Raw genomic sequence first — 20,772 nt, 5'->3', positions numbered from 1 at the left:
TGCCCGCACCGACGGCCTGAGGAAAGGGCTAAATCGGAGCCGTTTCACTCCGCCGCTTGCGGCGCTTTTTTCCGTCCAAACGTTCCTTCGAGATAGGCCCAGTGCGGCCGCTTGAACAGGAACCAGCCAAAGCCGGTTTTTTGGATCATCCAGTAAAGGATCATCGGGCTGACCACCGCGATGATGGTGACGATCAGGGAGATCGTGCCGATGTCCAGACCGCCGAGCTTGAAAAGGATAATGCGGGAAACGGCCATGGGAAAGAAAAAGGCGAGATAGATGACGATCGAGTGCGCGCCGAAGTGGCGGAGAAAATCCAGCCGCCCCCAGGTGACCAGCAAGGCGCTCGTCAGCACGATGGCCCCGGCTCCGGCTGCGCCCAACGCAAGGGAGACGAATGGCAATTGCGACCAGCCGGCAAACACCAGCCCGCCATTGACGAGTGCCCAAAGGGCCAAAAGGCCAAGGCTTAAGGGAATGCGCGCCCTTGCCCAGTCCGCCAGGACGAAAATGCGCTGCGCGAAGATATAGCCGGCATAGAAATAGACGAAGCGGGAGGCAAACTCGTCAATCAGTAGATAGCCGGTGTGGATCGGTGCGATCTGCAGTGCCGCCGCAATCCCCAACATCAGCTGCCAAGGCACGCCCCGGTCATGGGCAAGCTTGGTGACCACGAAGAAGATCGGCAGCATGTAGATGAACCACAGCGTTCCGAACGGCTGGACGAAACTGAGGAGATAGAACTCCAGCGCGCCGCCCCAGCCCATCTCCTGCGCGAAGACGGGGGCTTTCACGGCGAACTGGATGGTCATCCAGAGCACGTAAAAGTATGCGAAATGAACGACTTTCCGGTCGAGATAAAGCTTCCAGTCGCGGGCTATCACCAGGCTCAGGAAGAGACCGGAAATCAGAAAGAAGTCCGGCATGCGAAAGGGGGCGGCGAAAGCGACAATCGCGTGCATCCAGCCCGTTTGTCCGGCCGCCTCCTCCACGCCCAGCACGCAATGCATCATAACGACGAAGACGATGCATATCCCCTTCGCCGTGTCGACCCAGTCAATGCGGCTGTGCGCTGCCGTCATTCCGCTCTCCCGATGATTACCGGTAATTTACACCGTCAAAACTGAGGAGGCGTTAACGCCGCCGGCATCTGTCGTCACGATTTCGAAGACCGCTTTCACAAGCGCTTGATCACAATCCGCCGCGCGCGCTGCCGACAAGGCGGGTTCGGGCGTCACATGCGTCAGCCTTGCCGCTCCGGTGTATCGTCATCTGCCCAGGGACTGATGCGTTTGGGGCCGCCGTCAGGATTGGAGGCCGTTTTTTCCGCCCAGTCTTCCTCGTCCAGATCGACCACGCCGGGCTGGCCACGCCGTCCGGTTTGCACGACCGTAACATTGACGCGCGATACGATGAAACGCGCCAGGGCGCCCCGAACCGGCGGAATGAACAGCAGAAGCCCGATCGCATCGGTCACGAATCCGGGAATGAGCAAGAGGATGCTCGCGAGCACGATCATGGCCCCGTGCAGCATGTCCGTTTCCGGAACAAGCCCTGCCTGGAGTTCACTTTGCATGCGCGTGACAAGGGACAAACCTTGCTGACGCAGCATGAACGTGCCCGCCACGGCGGTGAGCACGGTCAGAAGAACGGTCGGCAATATGCCGATCGCATCTCCGACCGCGATGAAGACGGCGATCTCGATGAGTGGTAGAAGGATGATGGCGGCAACAATATAAAGTCCCACAATGGCCCCGGCGTCTGTTAGTGTGTTGGCTTCAAGGTAAGGGTGTTGGGTTCCGATTTCGACCCTCGGGACCTTTTGAAAGCGGACCGATCAAAAAAACCGGCTTGCTCTTGGCTCTGGATGCTGGTTCAAGAGCCACTACATATGCAGCAGGACCACGCGGTTCAGGGCCGGGATTTGTTTTCTGTTTACGCTGAAATCCGCCAAACCGCCACGACGAATGAGCCGGTAACAACGAGATGAACGAACTCTTCGACATATACAACATCATTTTCCTGGCCTTGGCAGTGTTCATTATCTTCCGGTTGAGATCTGTCCTGGGAAAGCGCACCGGTAACGAACGTCCGCCGTTTGACCCCTATTCGAAGCCCGAACAGCGGCGCGATCAGGCTGGCCGTGATCAGGCTGGAAATGGCGACAATGTCGTCTCCCTGCCAGGCGCGGGACGGGATGACATATCCGGCGATCATGGAGAAGGCGGCAGCGTTGTTATCGACAAGATGGCTCCGGCCGGCACGGCGTTGAACGAAGCGCTGAAACAGATTTTGTCCGCCGACCGCACGTTCGAGCCGGAGGAGTTCGTTCAAGGGGCGAAGGCCGCTTACGAAATGATCGTAATGAGTTTCGCGGAAGGTGACCGGAAGACGCTGAAGCAGCTGTTGTCGAAGGAAGTCTATGACGGATTTGTGGCGGCAATCGAGGAACGCGAAGCGCGCGGCGAGACCATCGATTCCACATTTGTCGGGATCGATAAGGCGGAAATCGTTGAAGCGGCGCTGAAAAACGATGTCGCGCAGGTCACCGTCAAGGTTCAAAGCCAGCTGATTTCCGCGACCCGCGACAAGGATGGCAACGTGGTCGATGGCGACCCGAACAAGGTGGCCGAGGTCGTGGATGTGTGGACCTTTGCCCGTGACACAAGCTCGCGCGATCCGAACTGGAAGCTGGTGGCAACCGAATCCGCCGAATGAACGTCAGGCGCCATGCCCGCCGGCGCGGATCGATGTTCAGCCTGGCTCCGCTCTCAATCAAGGCAGCCCTTGCGGCTGCCTTTTTCTGCGCCGGTGCCGGGCCGTTCGCTGCCATCTCGACAGGGGCTGCCGGTATGGCTCAAGACGGAGTGACGCAAAATCAAGGGCTGCTGAAAACGGATTTCTCAGCCCTGCCCGGATGGTCACGGGATGATCACCGTGCCGCCTTCGATGCATTTTTCCGGTTTTGTCAACCGGGCGCGCGAGGTTCAGGCATCAAGAACGATGTGCCCGCGGCAACTTGCGAGGCAGCCCGCGAAGGTGCGGCCCGCATATCGGCGTCACAAGATGAGGCGCGCCGGTTTTTCGAGGCCCATTTCACGCCGTATCGGCTGGCCCGGTCCGCTTTTCTGACCGGGTATTTCGAACCCGAACTGCCCGCTTCCCGGCACAAGGCCGGCCCTTACCGATATCCGCTTCTGGCGCCGCCGGCCGGTCTGACCGCCGTAACGGCCGCCAACCGCCCCAAGGGCTGGTCAGCGGAGCTCAGCCATGGGCGGCTGACGCCGGATGGTCTCGTTCCGCTTCCCGATCGCGGCGCCATCATGGCCGGAGCGCTGGACGCGGAAAACCTGGAACTGGTGTGGCTGCGCGACCCGGTCGATGCCTTCTTCGTTCATGTCCAGGGATCGACCCGTCTGCGTCTCGATGACGGCTCGGTTTTGAGGGTGGGCTATGCGGGCAAGACAGGTCATCCCTACAGCTCGATCGCCCGCGTTCTGGTGCGCCGGGGCGAGGGCACGCCGGAGGAACTGACCATGAGCGGTCTGCGTGCGTGGCTTGAGAAAAATCCTGGCCAAAGGGACGCTCTGTTCCGCGAAAACCGCTCCTTCATCTTTTTCCGAACAGTAGAGATCGACGAGGCGCGGGACGGTCCGATCGGGGCGGCCGGTTTGCCGTTGAAGGCGGGACGAAGCCTTGCGATCGACCCGGCCCACATTCCTTATGGTTTTCCGGTTTTCGTAACGTCACAAGACCTCGATGAGTTGGACGGCTCCGCCCGCACATTCGCCCGCCTTCTGGTCGCCGATGACACGGGATCTGCGATCCGCGGAGCCGGACGCGGCGACCTTTTCGTCGGCTCGGGCATGGATGCCGGGCGGATAGCCGGCGAAATCCGCCATGCGGGGAATATGGTCCTGCTTGTCCCCAACGCGGCGGCAGCCGGTCTTGGCGGGTTGGGGTCAGCGGGACGATGAGCACACGCGGGCGGAAAAACCGCGGCACCCTTTCGCCCGAGGATCGGGATCTTTGGACCCGGGTGACCAAAACACTCACGCCCTTGCATGCCGAGCACAAGATGCTGGAGCAGGATCTCGATGATGTGACGGACCAGCCGGCCCTGGAAGACCAATCCGCGAAGACAGCGAAGCCCGAGACAAGCATGCGCCCGCCGCCCAAGTCTGCGGAGGCCGCTCCTCTCCCGCCGCTTCACCAGTTGGAACACCGCTATCGGCGGAAAGTGGTGCGCGGCGCGAAAACGATCGATGGGCGCATCGATCTCCACGGTCTCACGCAACACCAGGCGCATGGAAATCTGCGCGCGTTCTTGTATCGTTCCCAGGCGCGTGGCCACAAGCTGGTGCTTGTAATCACCGGCAAGGGCGGTGACGGGTTCATGGATGAACGCGGCGTGTTGCGCCGGGTTGTGCCGCAATGGCTTGCCATGCCAGATATGCGACACGTTGTTGTGGGTTACGAGCAGGCGCATGCCAGCCACGGCGGGGCCGGCGCGCTCTATGTCAGGATACGCAGGAAAAGGTAAGCCGTGACACCGCTTGGAGCGAAAATACGGGAATTGCGAGCGAAACAAGGGGTTTCACTCAAGGAAATGGCGCATGCCTTGTCGGTGTCCAGTGCCTACTTGTCCGCGCTGGAACACGGAAAGCGCGGGAAGCCGACCTGGTTTCTCGTTCAGCGCATCATCGCTTATTTCAATGTCATTTGGGACGAAGCCGAAGAAATCCAGCGGCTTGCAGAATTGTCCGATCCCAAGGTCAGCATCGACACGGCCGGAATGGATCCCAAGGCGACGGAACTTGCCAACCAGCTGGCGCAGAAGATCGGCGGTTTGTCGCCGGACTCGCTCGGGCATTTACTGCATCAATTGCGTGTGGTTTGTGCAAAGGATGGCGTGTAGATCGCGAAACCGCGATGCCGGGTCCTTGACCGCATTGCCGCTTCCGCTCTTTACCGGCCATTATGACCCGATGGCTATGTCTATTCACCTGACCAAAACCGCATCGATTGGCTCTTGCCCATGACACACGCCATGAAACCACAGGATGAAGACTTGAACGGGCTAATTGAGTCCGCCGACGTGCGCGAACGCCTGACAGCGTTGACGCGCAACACCGGCGGTGACGGGTCCGATCTCAAGATCCGGACCATGGTGCTGGCCGAACTGAAAAAGACCATGACCGCCGCGCGTGATGAGACGCGCCGCCGCCTCATGGAGGATGGACGGGGTCTGGTGTGTGCTCAGCGGCTGTCCCACCTGCAGGATGAACTCATCCGCATCATCTACGATTTTGCCTATTTTCACGTTTATCGGATCGAGAATCCTTCCGCGGCAGAGCGCATGTCCGTCGTCGCTGTGGGCGGCTATGGCCGCGGCACGCTCGCGCCCGGGTCCGATGTCGATCTCTTGTTCGTTCTTCCCTACAAGCAGACCGCCTGGGGTGAGCAGGTGGTCGAATACATCCTCTACATGCTGTGGGATCTGGGTCTGAAGGTTGGTCATGCGACCCGGACAATCGACGAATGCATCCGGCTGGGCCGGTCGGACATGACGATCCGCACCGCCGTCCTGGAAGCGCGATACATCTGGGGCGACGAGGCGCTCGCGGCCGAGCTTGTGGAACGCTTCGACGAAGAGGTCGTCAAGAATACGAGCTCCGAGTTCATCGCCGCAAAGCTCAAGGAACGGGATCAGCGGCATAAGCGCCAGGGCACGTCGCGCTACCTGGTCGAGCCCAATATCAAGGAGGGCAAGGGCGGCCTGCGTGATCTGAACACGCTGTTCTGGATCGCAAAGTACCACTACCGGGTACGCAGTCAGTCGGAGCTGGTCAAGCGCGGGGTCCTTTCACGCGCGGAATACAACCGGATGGTCAAGTCCGAGGACTTTCTATGGGCAGTGCGGTGTCATTTGCATTTCCTCACCGGCCGGCCCGAAGAGCGTTTGTCTTTCGATGTCCAGCGGGAAATCGCAATTCGTCTGGGCTACACGCAGCATCCCGGAATGCGCGATGTCGAACGCTTCATGAAGCATTATTTTCTCGTCGCCAAGGATATTGGCGATCTGACCCGTATCTTGTGTGCCGCCCTGGAGGATCAGCATGTCAAGGAACCGGAAGGCAACGGGCTGACACGTTTCGTCCGCCGGTTCCGGTTCGGAAGGACACCTGGCCCGGCCAAACCCGTGGATGGCGCTCCCGGTTTTCTGGTTGAGAACAATCGCCTCAACATTGCATCCGAAACGGTGTTCGAGGATGACCCGGCCAATCTTCTCCGCGCGTTTCAGATCGCCGACAAGAACGGCTACTATCTGCATCCCCAGATGACCAAGGTGATCCGGCGCTCGCTCAAGCTGGTCGATGCCAAACTTCGGTCTGACGCGGAAGCGAACCGGCTTTTTCTGTCGATCCTGACATCGCGCCACAATCCCGAAAAAACACTCCGGAAGATGAACGAGGCGGGCGTTCTTGGCCGGTTTGTGCCGGATTTCGGCAAGGTGGTGGCAATGATGCAGTTCAATATGTACCACCACTACACCGTGGACGAGCATCTCATCCGGTCCATCGGCGTGCTGGCTGAAATCGAACGGGGCGAGTCGGGCGAGGATCATCCCCTGTCGACGGATCTGATCCTGACCCTTCAAAACCGCCGGGTCCTTTACGTCGCGATGTTTCTTCACGACATTGCGAAGGGGCGGCCGGAAGACCATTCCATGGCCGGTGCCCGCATTGCCCGCAAGCTTTGTCCAAGGTTTGGACTGTCGGATGCCGAAACAGACACCGTCGCCTGGTTGATCGAGCATCACCTGGACATGAGCACCATTGCCCAGAGCCGGGATCTGTCGGATGAACGGACCATAACGGATTTCGCCGGGATCGTTCAATCGCTCGAACGTCTGAAGTTGCTGCTCATTCTGACGGTGGCGGATATCCGGGCTGTCGGGCCGGGCGTGTTCAATGGCTGGAAGGGGCAGCTCTTGCGCACGCTCTACTATGAAACCGAGCCACACCTTACGGGCGGGCACTCCAAACTCTCGCACCGGCAGGCGATCGAGCGGGCAAAAACGGAACTGATGGATCGGCTGGATCACTGGCCGGAAGCGGCGCGGGCCACCTATGCCGAGCGCCATTATCCGCATTACTGGCTGCGCGTATCCGCCGACCGCCGTCTCGCCCACGCGGAGTTGATCCGCAAGGCCGATCTCGCCAGCGACCGCCTGGCCTTCGAGGTCAGGCCGCATGCCTTCGAGGCGGTCACGGAACTGACGGTGTTGGCCCCGGACCATCCCCGCCTTCTGTCGGTGATCGCCGGGGCATGCTTTGCTACCGGAGCCAATATTGTCGACGCTCATATCGACACGACCACGGATGGATTTGCCCTGGATACGATTTTCATCAGCCGTGAGCTGCCGGATGATGATGATGAGTTGCGCCGGGGAAACCGGGTCACGGACCTGATCGCAAAAGCCCTGACCGGTGAGGCGCGTTTGCCGGAAACCACATCCAAGAAAGGCGCCCTCAAGGGCCGGATGAAAGCGTTCAAGGTCTCGGCCGAGGTCCTCGTCAACAACACGCTGTCGGATGATTATACGGTGCTGGAGGTATCCGGCCTGGACCGGCCCGGGCTCCTGTTCGATCTTACGCGGGCGATTTCCACGCTCAATCTCAACATCGGATCGGCCCATATTTCGACTTTCGGGGAGAAAGTCGTCGACGTGTTTTACGTCACCGATCTCACGGGCCAAAAGATTTCGAATATCGGCCGCCAGGAAATCATCCGGGACCGGCTGGAAGCAGCCGTCGACGGTGAGATCGATTTGAGTGCGGCCGCGCCTGTGGCCCGAAAGATCACCCTTCACGCGGGCTAGGCATCTCCCGGAAATGGACGGTTTGCGCCGATGAGTCTCTTGAGGAATGTCGCAACGGTCGGCGGGGCCACCCTGGCCAGCCGGATCTTGGGCTTTGTCCGCGATCTTTTGCTGGCCGCGGCGGTGGGAACCGGACCGGTCGCCGATGCGTTCGCCGTCGCCTTCCGCCTACCCAATTTGTTCCGCCGGCTTTTTGCCGAAGGCGCGTTCAATTCTGCCTTCGTGCCACTGTTCGGCCGCGCGTTGGAGGAAGAGGGAGAGAAAGGCGCCCGGCAATTTGCCGGAGAGATCGCGTCTGCACTCTTGTTCTGCCTGCTTGCTGTGAGCGCCCTTGCTCAGATCTTCATGCCCTTCGTCGTGTGGGCTCTTGCGCCGGGTTTTTCCGACAGTCCGGAGAAGTTCGATCTGACCGTGTTGATGGCCCGGATCGCCTTTCCCTATCTGATATTCATGTCCCTGCTCGCCTTTGTGGGCGGGATCTTGAACACCTACCAGCGTTTTGCGGCCGCGGCCCTCGCGCCGGTCATGCTGAATGTCGTCATGACCATTGTCCTGGGCGGCGTTTTATTTCTCGATGTGCAAGACACATTGACCCTTGGCGTAATTTTGACGATGGGGGTCACGTTAGGCGGCATTGTGCAGCTCAGCGTCGTTGTCATCGATCTCAGGCGTCTGGGGTTCTCGATCCCGGTTTTTCGGCCGAAATACACAAAATCGGCCAAACGTCTGTTGGCTCTGGGCATTCCCGGCGTCATTGCGGGCGGCGTCACCCAAATCAACGTCGCCGTGGGCACCATCATCGCCTCGTTTCAAGATGGCGCGAACGCGATGCTCTACTACGCGGACCGGCTTTATCAGTTGCCGCTTGGCGTGATTGGCATCGCGATCGGGGTCGTTCTTCTGCCGAGCCTGACGCGCCAACTGCGGAGCGGGCAAGTCGATCAGTACCAGCGCAGTTTGAACAACGCGCTTGAGTTCTCCCTCGTCTTGACCCTGCCCTCGGCCGTTGCGCTTGCGATGGTGCCGAATGAGATCATTTCCGTTCTGTTCGAACGCGGCGCTTTTGGCGAAAAGGCCGTGATCGGGACAGCGGCGGCCCTTGCGGCTTTTGCCTTCGGTCTCCCGGCCTTTGTGCTCAACAAGGTGTTTTCGCCCGGTTATTTCGCCCGCGAAGATACCAAGACCCCGATGGTGTTCGCGGTCGTGGGTATGGTGGTCAACGTCGCGCTTTCCCTCGCCTTCTTTCCTTTTCTCGGCCATGTTGGCATCGCACTGGCCACCACCATTGCCGGCTGGGTGAACACCGGTCTCCTCGTCTTTGTCCTTTGGCGGCGGGGACATTTCTCGCCCGATCTCCGGCTGTTGCGAAAATGCGGATTGATCCTCCTGGCCAGCCTGCTGATGGGCGGCGTGGTGGAGGTGGCCTCCCTTCCGCTGTCGCCCTATTTGACAGATGCCTGGCTGATCATGCGCATCGCGGCGCTGGGCGCTTTGGTTCTGCTGGGCATGGTTTCCTTCGCCGTTTTCGTTCAGGTCACCGGCGGGAGCGACCTTAAGGGTCACTTGCGCGCGTTGAAGACCCGCAACACTGTCCCGCCGGCCGAAGGCGACACCTAATCTTCTCCTTGCCAACCCGCCCGCCGGTCCCTTAAGACCGGCGCACCTTGAAATCACCCAGGACGGGCCCTTCCAACCGGCTTTCACAACAAAGGGACAGGTCATGACGGCGTTCCAGCCCCGTGTCTTTTCGGGCGTCCAGCCCACCGGCAATCTCCATCTCGGCAACTATCTTGGTGCGGTGTCCCGTTGGGTCCCGCTGCAGGACCAGATGCCGACCATTTTCTGCGTTGTGGATGCCCACGCGATCACCGCCGGTTTTCCGGGCCGCGCCGAACTGACGAACGCCACCCGGGAGGTGACCGCTGCCTACATGGCGGCGGGGATCGATCCCAAGCGCTCGATCATCTTCAATCAGTCCCAGGTGCGCGAGCACATGGAGCTGGCCTGGGTGTTCAATTGCGTGGCGCGCATGGGCTGGCTCAACCGCATGACCCAGTTCAAGGAAAAGGCGGGCAAGAACAAGGAAAATGCCTCCGTCGGCCTGTTCGCCTACCCGAACCTGATGGCCGCCGACATTCTGGCCTACCGCGCAACCCATGTCCCGGTGGGGGATGATCAAAAGCAGCATCTTGAGCTGACCCGTGACATCGCGGCCAAGTTCAACAACGATTTTGCCGACCGGATCAAGGAGCTTGGCCTCGGCGTTCCGAACCCGACGCCCTCACCCGAGCTGCCTGAAATGCTGTATTTCCCGATGACCGAGCCGATGATCGCCGGTCCGGCAACACGGATCATGTCCTTGCGCGATGGCACCAAGAAGATGTCCAAATCCGACGCGTCCGATCTGTCGCGCATCAACCTCAAGGATGATGCAGACACGATTTCCAAAAAAATCAAGAAGGCCAAGACCGATCCGGATGCCCTTCCAAGCGAGGTTGACGGGCTTGAGGGCCGTCCGGAAGCGGACAATCTTGTCGGGATCTACGCGGCCCTTGCAGGCTCCTCCAAGGCTGAGGTCCTGAACGCGTATGGCGGGCAGCAGTTTTCCGCCTTCAAACCGGCGCTGTCCGATCTCGCCGTCGAAAAGCTGGCGCCGATGACCCAGGAAATGCGGCGTTTGATGGGTTATCCGGCGGAAATCGACGCCGTTCTCAAGGACGGTGCTGAGAAGGCGGCGGCCATTGCGGAGCCGGTTTTGAAAGACGTGCGCCAGATCATCGGGTTTTTGGACGTCCGGTAAGGCCGTTGCCCCTGCCAAAACGCGTCCCGATGGCCTACGCTCCTCCGGCTGGACACAGCCGGGGGAGTTTTTGATGGCGGGTCATGGGTATGAAAGCGGGCGGCTCAATCTGCCCTTTGTCGGAATTTGCACTTTCGGCAAGGCGCCTTTTCAGCCCAATTGGGATGCGATCGATGCGGATGTGGCGGTTCTTGGCGCGCCGTTTGATTTCGGGACGCAGTGGCGGGCCGGTGCGCGCATGGGGCCACGGGCCATCCGCGAGGCGTCGACGCTGTTTTCCTTCGGCCATGGCGGTGCTTATGATTTCGAAGATGACATCACCTATCTGCCCGCGGAAACCACGCGCATCCTGGACATTGGCGATGCGGATATCGTCCACACCGACACATTGAAAAGCCACGCAAACATCGAGTTCGGGGTTCGCAAGATCCTGGAGGCAGGCGCCCTCCCTGTCGTTTTGGGAGGAGATCACTCGGTCAATATCCCCTGCATCAACGCGTTTGCGGGGCAGGACCCGATCCATGTGGTGCAGATCGACGCCCATCTCGACTTCGTGGACGAGCGGCATGGCGTGCGCTACGGCCACGGCAATCCCATGCGGCGCGCGGCAGAAAAACCTTATGTGACAGGCCTGTCGCAGATCGGCATCCGCAACGTGTCCTCCACCGCCAAGGAGGGCTATGAGGCGGCGCGGGCCATGGGCTCGGATATCCAGTCCGTGCGCCATTTCCGCAAATTGGGTGTGGACGGCATGCTGGCCCGTATTCCGGAAGGGGCCCGCTACTATCTGACAATCGACATTGACGGCTTCGATCCATCCATCGCTCCGGGCACTGGAACGCCCAGCCACGGCGGTTTTTATTACTACGAGATTCTGGAACTGATCGACGGCCTGGCTAAACGCGGAACCATTGTCGGCATCGATCTGGTTGAAGTGGCCCCGGACTATGATCCCACCGGCTCCACCAGCGTCCTCGCCGCACAGCTCCTGATGAACACGATCGGCCGCGTCCTGTATCATCGCGGTTGAGCGATGTCCCGTCTGCCAACATTGCAACGGCCCCGAGAATCCCTATCTCCTGTCAGCCAGAACAAATGACTTCGGAGACTTGCCAAATGATCGTGACCACGACCAGCTCGCTTCAAGACCGGGAAATCATTGACTACAAGGGGCTGGTGACCGGAGAAGCCATTCTGGGGGCCAACCTTTTCAAGGATCTGTTTGCCGGGATCCGAGATATCGTTGGTGGCCGGTCTGGTGCCTATGAACAGGAATTGGCCAAGGCGCGGCGCATCGCGCTTGAGGAAATGCAAGCCCAGGCGGAGTCCTTGGGAGCAAACGCGGTGATTGGCGTCGATCTTGACTATGAAACGGTCGGTCAGAACGGCTCCATGCTGATGGTTACGGCCACCGGAACGGCCGTTGTTGTCAAGTGAGCGGGCTGTCTCCAGGCTTTGCAATTCAAAGGGGCTTTTCGGAAGCCCACCGGGACGATACCGCTGTGCTGTTCTGGCAGGCCTTCTCGGGCAAGCTTGGAAAGATCCTTGCACCTCACGACAGGGCGCTTGAATGGCTCCGCCGGATCCTCGATCCGGCATTTGCAATCAGCGCGGTTGACGAGAGCGGCGACTTGCTTGGGCTAGCCGGGTTCAAGACTTCCGAAGGCGCGCTCGCGGGCGGGAGCCTTGCCGATCTGGCAGGTGTCTATGGTTGGACCGGCGCCCTATGGCGCGGCGCTTTGCTCAGCGTCACGGACCGCGATGTGAACCCGGACCTGCTTCTCATGGACGGAATTTTCGTTGCCGATCATGCCCGTGGCCGCGGTGTTGGGACCGCATTGCTGGACGCGATTGTCGAGGAAGCCCGGAAGCGCGGCAAGAGCGGGGTCCGGCTTGATGTCATCGACACCAATCCGCGGGCACAGGCACTTTACGAGCGGCGGGGTTTTGTGGGGGTGAGCACGGAAGAGACCGGCATTTTCGCCGGCCTCTTTGGGTTTTGCTCGGCCCTTCGCATGGAAAGGCGGTTCGCTCAAAGCCCGTCAAACAGCGCTGTCGACAGGTAACGCTCGGCGAAGGAGGGAATAATGACCACTATGGTCTTGCCGGCCATGTCCTCCCGTTGTCCGACACGGATGGCAGCCTGAAGCGCCGCACCGGAGGAAATCCCGACTGGAACGCCCTCTGTCTTCGCCACCTCGCGGGCCATGGCAAAGGCATCGTCATTGGCAATCGTCTGGACCTCGTCGAAGACAGACGTATCCAGAACTCCGGGTACAAAGCCGGCTCCGATCCCCTGAATCTTGTGCGGACCCGGATTGCCGCCCGACAGAACCGGGCTGTCTTCCGGCTCAACAGCCACGACGTGAAGGTCCGGATTCCGGGCTTTCAGAACCTGGGCAACCCCGGTGATCGTGCCGCCGGTGCCGATACCGGAGACAAAGACATCCACCTTGCCGTCCGTGTCATTCCAGATCTCTTCGGCGGTTGTCCGCCGATGGACTTCCGGGTTCGCCGGGTTCTGGAACTGTTGCGGCATCACCGCGTTCGGAATTTCTTGAACCAGCTCTTCCGCCCGGGCGATCGCGCCCTTCATGCCCTTGGCGCCCTCGGTGAGGACCAGTTCCGCGCCCAGGATCTTGAACATCTTCCGGCGCTCGACGGACATGGTTTCCGGCATCACCAGGATGAGGCGATAGTTCTTGGCCGCGGCCACGAACGCCAGGGCGATACCCGTGTTGCCGGATGTCGGTTCGATCAGGACCGATTTTCCCGGCGTGATGTCGCCGGAAGCTTCCATGGCGTCGATCATGGCGGCACCGATCCGGTCCTTGACGCTGGCAATCGGGTTGAAGAATTCGAGTTTGCCCAGCAGGTTGGCCCGGACACCGTGGGCTTTGGCAAGTTTGTCCAGCCGCACAATCGGTGTGTCGCCAATGGTGTCCAGGATCGAGGAATAAATCCTGCCACGGCCCGGCTTCGTTTCGTTCATGTGTGTCTCCCCTTGCGCAAATCGTCCGTGAAATTTCTGAACCGGTAAAATAAGATTTCCTGCAATCCCTTGTAAGGGTGCGGATTTCTCAAAAACATCGGATGACTAGAAGCCTTTTCCCGAGATGTCAGCCAAATGAGCCTGTGGATCCAAAACCGCCGGACCCCCGTTCTGTTCCGGACAGATCGGCGACCTCGGCGATCTCGGCTTGAACGACAGGGGCAATGACCATCTGGGCGATGCGCATGCCGCGTTCGATGGTGAAACTCTCCTCGCCAAGATTAATCAGGATGACGTTCACCTCTCCCCGATAGTCCGCGTCGATTGTGCCGGGCGTGTTCAAGACCGTGACGCCGTGCTTTGCGGCGAGACCGGATCGCGGGCGCACCTGGGCTTCAAAGCCTGCTGGGAGCGCCATGGCAAGACCGGTGGGCACGAGAACGCGCCGGCCCGGCGCCAGTATGATCGGATCCTGGACGGCGGCAAGCAGATCCAGACCCGCGGCCAGATCCGACTGATAGGCCGGCAAAGCCAGATCCGCAGCGTTGGGAAGCCGTTTGAATTCGAGCCGGACGGACATGGATACCTCATTGTCGGGGTTCTTGTGCGCCTTACTCGGGAGTTTTGGCAGGGTCTGTCAAGCCTTCCCGAAGCCCGTCCGATCCTGGCCAGGCTGCACACGGTGAAAGAACTTGCCGCCGTGTCTTCAAGATGAAACAGTTTTCCATGTTCTTTCTGTGTTGCAGGAAAAGGGAGAAGAGCAACATGCTTCGTTTGTTTATTGCCGCGACTGCGGCGCTATGGCTGGGTCTTGCAGGGTCGGCCATGGCCCAGACCGTTGGCTTTGCCGATGCGATCAAGATCCTGGCCGCCAGCTGTGGTGCCGATATCGACAAGTATTGCAAGAGCGCGACCCTTGCCAACAACGGCATCGGTCAGTGTCTCAATGAAAACGCGTCCAAGGTGTCGGCGCAGTGCAATACGGACCGGGTGCGCGTGGCCGCGCTTCTGGAAGCCCGTTTCGCGGCTCAGGCCGCCGTGTTTCAGGTTTGCGAGCGGCCTGCCCGGCAGTATTGCCCGGGCGTGAAACCCGGAGCCGGACATGTGCTCAAGTGCCTTTTGAAGGCCGAACGTGTTGTCGGCGACAAGTGCAACACTGCCATTGACCTTGCCGGTTACCGTTGATCCCGGGCATTCAGGAGACTGCATTGATGAACAAGCTTATTTCCCTTCTGATCGCTGGGCTGGCCGTTGTGATGTCGGCCTCACTGGCCATGGCACAGACGTCCTTGTCCCGGAACGAAATCATCAACTCCCTTCAGGGTGCTCAAGCCGAGGTCGAGATCAGCGCGGACATGCTTCAGCGCCAGGCCTTTGAACACATCAAGAAGTACCCGGGCGACAACTCGTCAGAGGCGTTGCCACTTGCGGCCCAGCTCGCAAAGCTGCGCCAGTTCAATGTCGAGATCACCTTCGATTTTGACAGCGCGCGCATTCGTCCCGAATCCTATGAAACGATCGGTGTGATCGCGGACGCGCTTCACACGCCCTATCTCATGGGGCAGACCTTCTTCGTGGTCGGGCACACCGACGCAAAGGGAAAGCGGGAGTATAATCTCGAGCTGTCGATCAAACGCGCGGCTGCCGTGCGGAACGCGCTCGTGACGACCTTCGGCGTTCCGGTGGGAAGCCTGGCCGCCGTTGGTCTCGGCGAAGAGCAACTGCGCGACCCGGCCAACCCGGATAGTGAGATCAACCGGCGGGTCCAATTGATCAATGTCGGGTTTTGAGGCCGGATCTATGATTGGGAAGGGCGGCTTTGGCCGCTCTTTTCGCCTTTATTGGATAGCAATCGGAACCATAACGCCTGTTTCAAGGGCGTTTGTTTACATAAATTGAACAATAAGTTCTTGTTTTCTGATCTTCCTGATCTGGTTTGACCTGTCATAACTGGGGCACGGGCCCAGCGAATTGGGTGTTTTGTGTGAAACACCCAAAGAAGCGCGGCCGCTCAAGAAGCGATCAGCTTGGGGCGCGAAGTCGGTTCGGGCTAGATGCCCGCGGATCGATGCCCGGCCGAGCAGCTTTCGATGGGAGACCAATATGACGGATGCAGCCCGATCGTTACCCCCTCTGTTTCTCGCTCATGGCGCACCTTCCCTGGCGGTTGACGACACCCCGGCGCACCGTTTTCTGAGGTCTCTGGGATCCATGCGGAGCCGGGTCAATGGGCTGGTGATCTTGTCGCCGCATTGGGAGACCGGGACCCTGCGGATGTCGGCGCCCGGACCGCTCCGGACGATCCACGATTTCAGGGGTTTTTCCAAAGAGCTGTATGCGATCGAGTATCCTGCCACGGCGGATCCGGGTTTGGTGGATGCTGTTCGCTCCCGGCTGAATGCTGCCGGTTATGATGCGGCTGAGGACCCGGATTGGGGTCTTGATCACGGCGCCTGGGTCCCGCTGTCGCTTGCTTTCCCGGATCCTGGCTGTCCAGTGGTGGCATTGTCCTTGCCCGCAGGCAGCACCCCCGAAACGATGTATGAGCTTGGACTGACGCTCGCGCCTTTGGCGGATCAGGGCGTTCTGTTGATTGGATCTGGAAGCACCACCCACAACCTGCGCCAACTCCTGCCGCAAGGATCGGCGGTGGCGGACTGGGTCGCGGACTTCGATTCCTGGCTCGACACCGGCTTGCAACAAGGGGATATCGGCTACTTCGCCGATCTGGCCGCGGCTCCGGGCTTTCGGATGGCCCACCCCACGGAAGAACACTTGTTGCCGCTGTTCTTTGCGTTTGGGGCGGGAGGGGCGGGCGCGAAACCCGACATTCTTCACCGCAGCTATGAATACGGCACCTTGAGCATGACCTATTACCGGTTCGCGGCGTAGCGCCGGCATCTGGACAGGTCTTTTCCCCGATAGCATCTCCAGACAAGACGAAAGCGCATGGCGTTCCATCGAATTCCGAAAAGATGTGTTAACACACTAAATTTGCAAGCCAAAATCCCCGGTCAGACTGGAGCGAACAGCGTCAACCTCACCGGAAGTTGCCTTAGTCGGCATTCAGAAAATCGGCGATCCGGTTCACCAGCCGCAGAGCCACCTCGGCCTTGTCGAGCTCGGGCCAATCCTCGACTCCGGACTTTGAAACGATCCGGACGGTGTTCCGGTCGCCGCCCATAACACCTGTGTTCGGGCTGACATCGTTCGCGACGATCCAGTCAGCCCGCTTGCGCTGGAGCTTCGACTGTGCATTCTCAATCAGGTTCTGGGTTTCGGCCGCAAACCCGATTAGCAACATCGGGCGCAATGAATCGTGATGCCCGATGGTGGCCAAAATATCGGGGTTCTCGACGAGGCAGAGGGCTGGCGGGGCACCGGACCCGTCCTTCTTGATTTTCTGGCTGGCATCGTTTTCCGACCGCCAGTCGGCCACGGCCGCCGCCATGATGGCAACATCGGCGGGTAGCGCCGTCTTGACGGCCTGGAGCATTTCCCGGGCGGATTCCACATGAATGACCTCCGTTCCGGGCGGATCCGGGATTGTCACGGGGCCGGACACGAGGGTGACGCGCGCGCCGGCGGCGGCCGCGGCCGCGGCAATCGCATGCCCTTGTTTCCCGGATGATCTGTTCGCGATGTAGCGCACGGGGTCGATCGGCTCATGCGTCGGACCGGAGGTGATGACGATGTGCCGGCCGGCAAGAGGCTTGCCGCCCGCGCCGCCGGGCTTTGATCCGGAAAGAAGGGCAGAAGCAGCCTCCGCGACCGCGGCAGGCTCGGACATCCGGCCGACGCCGGCCTCCCCCTTTTCCGCCATTTCCCCCTGATCCGGCCCGATAAAATGCAAACCGTCGTTCTGGAGCGTTTTCAGGTTTCTTCGGGTCGCCGGGTGAGACCACATCTTCGGATTCATGGCCGGAGCGACGAGAACGGGTTTGTCTGTGGCCAGCAGCACGGCGGTGGCCAGGTCGTCGGCGATCCCGTGGGCCATCTTTGCCATGAGATCGGCGGTGGCGGGCGCGACAATGATCAGGTCATTGTCACGGGCAAGCCGGATGTGACCGACATCATGCTCGGCTTCCCGGTCGAACAGATCGGTGAAAACCTTTTCGGCAGCCAGGGCGCCCACCGCCAGAGGCGTGATGAAGTTTTGCGCGCCCTTCGTCATGACGGGCAATACGCGCGCGCCGCGTTCCCTCAGACGGCGGATGAGGTCCAGTGCCTTGTAAGCCGCAATGCCGCCGCTGATGATAAGGACGATGCGCTTGCCGTCGAGCATGCAGGCTCTCTCCCCCGTCGGTCGGTCAGCTGCCTGACCGGAAGTCGCGTGGGGCCGGCGACACCGCCTGGGCGCCCGAACCGGTGATCTGGTAGACCGCGAGGCCGCGTTCGTTCTGGCCATTGCTCAAGAACCGGAACAGGCCATCGATGCCGATGAAGCCGTCCTGGTTGGTGAGCACCGGGATCGAGAACCGCTGCTGTCCGGCCGAGCGTACAAGGCCCGCGGCGAGTGTCACGCCATCATAGGCGAGCGTGGCATTGCGCGGCGGGGCCGATCCGTAGGTGGCTTGGTAACGCTGGGCAAAGGTCTGGAACCCGTTTTCCTCCGGCCCGGGAAACCAGCTTCCGGCCATCACCTGGTTGTTTTTCAGTTGCGGCGTGTCCCATTGGCCGCTGCCGATCATCTTGATATTGCCAAGCGGGGCGCCCGCGCTGATGAGTGTCTGCAACACGAGCGGGGGAACGCCGCCACCAGCGGGCACGAAAAGGGTGTCTGCTTGACCCAGGGCGGAGGCGATCGCTTGCGTCTTGGAGACCAGATCGGCGGTATCGGTGCCCTCGGCTGCGTAGCGCTGGATCGAGACGATGCGTCCGCCGGTGCGGCCCACTTCCTGGCGGAAGGCGGCTTCAACCACCGATCCATAGGTGTTGTCGGGCAGGAGCGCCGCAAAGGACCTGCGTCCCTGGCTGGATGCATAGCCCACAATCCGTTTCACATCGCTCGCCGGCAGGAAGCTGAGCAAATAAACGCCGCGCGCGGCCACGGACGTGTCCGTCGAGAAGGCGACCATCGGCACGCCCGATGCGCGGGCGCTGGAGGCCGCGCCGGACACGGCGGGGGCAAAGACTGGTCCCAGCAGGAACTCGGCGCCTTCCGCAATGGCACTTTGCGCAGCGGCCCGGCCACCCTGGCTGGTGCCGCCCGTGTCCTTGACCAGAAGTTGAACATCCGCATTGGGAAAGCTCGACAGGGCCAGTTCCGCGGAATTTCGGAAAACCGTCGCAATCGACGTTGCGCTGCCGCCGCCAGACAACGGCAACAGGAGGCCGACCCGAACGGACCCGGTCCCGATTACATCTCCGGAGACCGCCGGTTGGCCCGTCGGGTTGATTTGGGTTCCAGGGAGCGATCCAAGGGACGACCCCTGGCAGGCGGCAAGCACCGCCGCGCCCAGTCCGAGTACAGCCCCGCGGGCCAGCTTTTTGAGCGTTTCACGACCAAGAATGCCCTGCACGCGTCCCTCCATGATCATCCCAACAACCACTTACGGGTTCCGAAACTGTGTGTCCAGTTTTCCCGATGACTTCAAGGCGTTGGGGCCGGTTTCGCGCCGGTTTTACGCTTGAAAGCGCCAAACGGCCCGTTCAGACCATGCCGGAGCCCGTTTTGCGGGCTTGTGTTCTGCTGTTTTGGTGCGCAGGTTTGGTTGGGAATTGACAGGAGATGATCATGTGTGTTGCCGGGGGCGCTCCCAGCACGTCGCGTTACAGTCTGGGTCCGCATGCCTTTGGTGCGCCGCCCCTCGAGCCTGCGCTCTATATAGTGTCGACACCTATCGGCAACCTGGGCGATATTACGGTGCGTGCTCTGGAAACCCTGGCCGGCGCCGCCGTGATCGCCTGTGAGGACACGCGGGTCACGTCCACGTTGACGCAGCGTTTCGGGCTGAAGACGCCGCTGCTTGCCTATCACGAGCACAATGCGGACAGGCAACGGCCCAAGATTCTCAAGAAGCTGGAAAGCGGGGAACCGGTGGCGCTTGTCAGCGACGCCGGCACCCCGCTGGTCTCGGATCCGGGCTACCGTCTCGTGCGGGACGTGTTGGAGGCTGGCCACCGGGTGGTGCCGATTCCCGGAGCCTCGGCGCCCATGGCCGCGCTGGTCGGATCCGGGTTGCCGAGCGATACGGTCCTCTTTGCCGGTTTCCTGCCTCAAAAAGGCGGCCCGAAGGCCTCGCGCCTTAAGGAACTGGCACCGGTCGTCTCCACGCTTGTCTTTTTCGAATCGCCGCACCGGGTCGGGGCGACGCTCAAGTTCATGGCACAGACGCTGGGGCACGACCGGGCGGCAGTGGTTGCACGGGAACTGACCAAACGCTTTGAAACGTTTGAACGGGGCACCTTGGTCGAGTTGGCTGACCGGTTTTCCGCCGCTGCCGTCAAAGGCGAAGTGGTCATACTCGTGGGGCCGCCTGTCGCCAAAGCGGCCGTGGACGGCCGCGACGCGGACCTCCTCCTGCGCGAGGCGCTGGCGGACATGCCGGTCAGCTCGGCTGCGAAGGCCGTGGCCAAGGCCACGGGGCTCGATCGCGGCGATCTCTACCGGCGGGCTCTTGAGTTGAAAGCCGAAGGCGGCTGACATGAAAAGCGGGCGCAGCAAGACGGGGACAGAGGACCGCAAGCGCGCCTATGGTCTCGGCCTGTCCGCTGAAACCCGGGCAGCCTGGGCCCTCCGCCTTGCCGGCTGGCGGATCCTGAAGCGCCGCTACAGAACCAAAGCGGGTGAAATCGATCTGATCGCGAAAAAGCGCAAGACCCTCGCCTTCGTCGAGGTCAAGGCGCGCAAGACCCGCACGGCCGCGCTGGAGGCGGTGACCCCGGCCAGCCGGGCGCGGATCGTCCGGGCGGCCAAAATCTTTATCGCCGAGCACCCGAAGGCAGGCTTTTACACCCTGCGCTTCGACGTCGTGGTCGTGCGCCCCTGGTCCTGGCCGGAACGCATCGTCAATGCGTTCCAGGCCATGGACTGAACCTTCGGGTCCGCGACTGGACAAACCGCACCGGCACCCGCATATCTGGACCAACCGT

The 20,772-nt window shown here is 60.9% G+C and carries 21 protein-coding genes; 15 read left to right on the top strand and 6 right to left on the bottom strand.

Annotated elements, in window-relative coordinates:
- Nucleotides 1–44: 44 nt before the first annotated feature.
- The gene (locus tag F0184_RS03865) at nt 45–1,082 is read right to left on the bottom strand and encodes an acyltransferase family protein (protein WP_150494756.1); all 1,038 of its coding nucleotides are present in this window, start codon (nt 1,080–1,082) and stop codon (nt 45–47) included.
- A 161-nt stretch (nt 1,083–1,243) separates the two neighbouring features.
- The gene (locus tag F0184_RS03860; protein ID WP_150494754.1) at nt 1,244–1,747 is read right to left on the bottom strand and encodes an FxsA family protein; all 504 of its coding nucleotides are present in this window, start codon (nt 1,745–1,747) and stop codon (nt 1,244–1,246) included.
- 239 nt (nt 1,748–1,986) lie between these two features.
- Between F0184_RS03860 and F0184_RS03855 the strand changes: the two genes are divergently transcribed.
- The 10 genes from F0184_RS03855 to F0184_RS03810 all read left to right on the top strand — a co-directional run bounded on the left by F0184_RS03855 (nt 1,987) and on the right by F0184_RS03810 (nt 12,751).
- Nucleotides 1,987–2,718, top strand: coding sequence for a Tim44/TimA family putative adaptor protein (locus F0184_RS03855; protein ID WP_150494752.1), 732 nt, complete (start codon nt 1,987–1,989; stop codon nt 2,716–2,718).
- Nucleotides 2,715–3,977, top strand: a complete 1,263-nt coding sequence (gene mltA / locus F0184_RS03850; protein WP_208998312.1) for a murein transglycosylase A — start codon at nt 2,715–2,717, stop codon at nt 3,975–3,977. The genes F0184_RS03855 and mltA overlap by 4 nt, the downstream gene beginning before the upstream one ends.
- Complete coding sequence (locus F0184_RS03845) at nt 3,974–4,543, top strand: Smr/MutS family protein (protein ID WP_150494750.1); 570 nt, start codon at nt 3,974–3,976, stop codon at nt 4,541–4,543. Before mltA ends, F0184_RS03845 begins: the two co-directional genes overlap by 4 nt.
- 3 nt (nt 4,544–4,546) lie before the next feature.
- Entirely contained in the window at nt 4,547–4,918 is a 372-nt protein-coding gene (locus tag F0184_RS03840; protein ID WP_150494748.1) for a helix-turn-helix domain-containing protein, read from the top strand.
- A gap of 132 nt (nt 4,919–5,050) precedes the next feature.
- Nucleotides 5,051–7,885, top strand: a complete 2,835-nt coding sequence (locus F0184_RS03835; RefSeq protein WP_150494746.1) for a [protein-PII] uridylyltransferase — start codon at nt 5,051–5,053, stop codon at nt 7,883–7,885.
- 30 nt (nt 7,886–7,915) lie between these two features.
- Complete coding sequence (gene murJ, locus F0184_RS03830; protein ID WP_150494744.1) at nt 7,916–9,502, top strand: murein biosynthesis integral membrane protein MurJ; 1,587 nt, start codon at nt 7,916–7,918, stop codon at nt 9,500–9,502.
- 103 nt (nt 9,503–9,605) lie between these two features.
- The gene (gene trpS / locus F0184_RS03825) at nt 9,606–10,685 is read left to right on the top strand and encodes a tryptophan--tRNA ligase (protein WP_150494742.1); all 1,080 of its coding nucleotides are present in this window, start codon (nt 9,606–9,608) and stop codon (nt 10,683–10,685) included.
- A gap of 73 nt (nt 10,686–10,758) precedes the next feature.
- Entirely contained in the window at nt 10,759–11,715 is a 957-nt protein-coding gene (locus tag F0184_RS03820) for an agmatinase (RefSeq protein WP_150494739.1), read from the top strand.
- 86 nt (nt 11,716–11,801) lie between these two features.
- Entirely contained in the window at nt 11,802–12,122 is a 321-nt protein-coding gene (locus F0184_RS03815) for a heavy metal-binding domain-containing protein (protein WP_150494738.1), read from the top strand.
- Nucleotides 12,119–12,751, top strand: coding sequence for a GNAT family N-acetyltransferase (locus F0184_RS03810; RefSeq protein ID WP_244298965.1), 633 nt, complete (start codon nt 12,119–12,121; stop codon nt 12,749–12,751). Before F0184_RS03815 ends, F0184_RS03810 begins: the two co-directional genes overlap by 4 nt.
- Here the strand turns inward: F0184_RS03810 and cysK are convergent.
- Both cysK and dut read right to left on the bottom strand, forming a co-directional pair.
- Nucleotides 12,718–13,677, bottom strand: coding sequence for a cysteine synthase A (gene cysK, locus F0184_RS03805; RefSeq protein ID WP_150494735.1), 960 nt, complete (start codon nt 13,675–13,677; stop codon nt 12,718–12,720). The two genes, F0184_RS03810 and cysK, sit on opposite strands and share 34 nt — an antisense overlap.
- A 127-nt stretch (nt 13,678–13,804) precedes the next feature.
- Nucleotides 13,805–14,257: a dUTP diphosphatase gene (gene dut / locus F0184_RS03800; RefSeq protein WP_150494733.1), complete on the bottom strand. Its 453-nt coding sequence runs from the start codon at nt 14,255–14,257 to the stop codon at nt 13,805–13,807.
- A 185-nt stretch (nt 14,258–14,442) separates the two neighbouring features.
- On the opposite strand from dut, the gene F0184_RS03795 reads away from it, so the two are divergent.
- From F0184_RS03795 to F0184_RS03785, 3 genes are all read left to right on the top strand, one after another.
- A complete protein-coding gene (locus tag F0184_RS03795; protein WP_208998311.1) occupies nt 14,443–14,862 on the top strand; it encodes a hypothetical protein in 420 nt (139 codons plus the stop codon).
- 26 nt (nt 14,863–14,888) lie between these two features.
- Nucleotides 14,889–15,467 (top strand): OmpA family protein, encoded by a 579-nt coding sequence (locus F0184_RS03790; RefSeq protein WP_150494731.1) that lies wholly within the window; start codon nt 14,889–14,891, stop codon nt 15,465–15,467.
- 313 nt (nt 15,468–15,780) lie between these two features.
- Nucleotides 15,781–16,569, top strand: a complete 789-nt coding sequence (locus F0184_RS03785) for a dioxygenase family protein (RefSeq protein ID WP_150494729.1) — start codon at nt 15,781–15,783, stop codon at nt 16,567–16,569.
- Between the two features lie 163 nt (nt 16,570–16,732).
- Here the strand turns inward: F0184_RS03785 and coaBC are convergent, their stop codons facing one another.
- On the bottom strand, nt 16,733–17,962 hold the full coding sequence (gene coaBC, locus F0184_RS03780) for a bifunctional phosphopantothenoylcysteine decarboxylase/phosphopantothenate--cysteine ligase CoaBC (RefSeq protein WP_150494727.1): 1,230 nt from the start codon (nt 17,960–17,962) through the stop codon (nt 16,733–16,735).
- A 25-nt stretch (nt 17,963–17,987) separates the two neighbouring features.
- Entirely contained in the window at nt 17,988–19,229 is a 1,242-nt protein-coding gene (locus F0184_RS03775) for a penicillin-binding protein activator (protein WP_244298964.1), read from the bottom strand.
- A 179-nt stretch (nt 19,230–19,408) separates the two neighbouring features.
- On the opposite strand from F0184_RS03775, the gene rsmI reads away from it, so the two are divergent.
- Together rsmI and F0184_RS03765 are read left to right on the top strand one after the other, a co-directional pair.
- On the top strand, nt 19,409–20,323 hold the full coding sequence (gene rsmI / locus F0184_RS03770; protein ID WP_208998310.1) for a 16S rRNA (cytidine(1402)-2'-O)-methyltransferase: 915 nt from the start codon (nt 19,409–19,411) through the stop codon (nt 20,321–20,323).
- Between the two features lies 1 nt (nt 20,324).
- On the top strand, nt 20,325–20,714 hold the full coding sequence (locus F0184_RS03765; protein WP_150494723.1) for a YraN family protein: 390 nt from the start codon (nt 20,325–20,327) through the stop codon (nt 20,712–20,714).
- The last annotated feature ends 58 nt before the right edge of the window (nt 20,715–20,772 follow it).

This window comes from Roseibium aquae (assembly GCF_008711285.1).
GTDB classification, from domain to species: Bacteria; Pseudomonadota; Alphaproteobacteria; order Rhizobiales; family Stappiaceae; genus Roseibium; species Roseibium aquae.
This window is presented reverse-complemented; position numbering and strand designations above follow the sequence as displayed.

Coding starts and splice junctions, on each gene's coding strand:
- F0184_RS03865 (WP_150494756.1), bottom strand. CDS start 1,082: ATGACGGCAGCGCACAGCCGCATTGACTGGGTCGACACGGCGAAGGGG.
- F0184_RS03855 (WP_150494752.1), top strand. CDS start 1,987: ATGAACGAACTCTTCGACATATACAACATCATTTTCCTGGCCTTGGCA.
- mltA (WP_208998312.1), top strand. CDS start 2,715: ATGAACGTCAGGCGCCATGCCCGCCGGCGCGGATCGATGTTCAGCCTG.
- F0184_RS03845 (WP_150494750.1), top strand. CDS start 3,974: ATGAGCACACGCGGGCGGAAAAACCGCGGCACCCTTTCGCCCGAGGAT.
- F0184_RS03835 (WP_150494746.1), top strand. CDS start 5,051: ATGAAACCACAGGATGAAGACTTGAACGGGCTAATTGAGTCCGCCGAC.
- murJ (WP_150494744.1), top strand. CDS start 7,916: ATGAGTCTCTTGAGGAATGTCGCAACGGTCGGCGGGGCCACCCTGGCC.
- trpS (WP_150494742.1), top strand. CDS start 9,606: ATGACGGCGTTCCAGCCCCGTGTCTTTTCGGGCGTCCAGCCCACCGGC.
- F0184_RS03820 (WP_150494739.1), top strand. CDS start 10,759: ATGGCGGGTCATGGGTATGAAAGCGGGCGGCTCAATCTGCCCTTTGTC.
- F0184_RS03815 (WP_150494738.1), top strand. CDS start 11,802: ATGATCGTGACCACGACCAGCTCGCTTCAAGACCGGGAAATCATTGAC.
- cysK (WP_150494735.1), bottom strand. CDS start 13,677: ATGAACGAAACGAAGCCGGGCCGTGGCAGGATTTATTCCTCGATCCTG.
- dut (WP_150494733.1), bottom strand. CDS start 14,257: ATGTCCGTCCGGCTCGAATTCAAACGGCTTCCCAACGCTGCGGATCTG.
- F0184_RS03795 (WP_208998311.1), top strand. CDS start 14,443: ATGCTTCGTTTGTTTATTGCCGCGACTGCGGCGCTATGGCTGGGTCTT.
- F0184_RS03790 (WP_150494731.1), top strand. CDS start 14,889: ATGAACAAGCTTATTTCCCTTCTGATCGCTGGGCTGGCCGTTGTGATG.
- F0184_RS03785 (WP_150494729.1), top strand. CDS start 15,781: ATGACGGATGCAGCCCGATCGTTACCCCCTCTGTTTCTCGCTCATGGC.
- coaBC (WP_150494727.1), bottom strand. CDS start 17,962: ATGCTCGACGGCAAGCGCATCGTCCTTATCATCAGCGGCGGCATTGCG.
- rsmI (WP_208998310.1), top strand. CDS start 19,409: ATGATCATGTGTGTTGCCGGGGGCGCTCCCAGCACGTCGCGTTACAGT.
- F0184_RS03765 (WP_150494723.1), top strand. CDS start 20,325: ATGAAAAGCGGGCGCAGCAAGACGGGGACAGAGGACCGCAAGCGCGCC.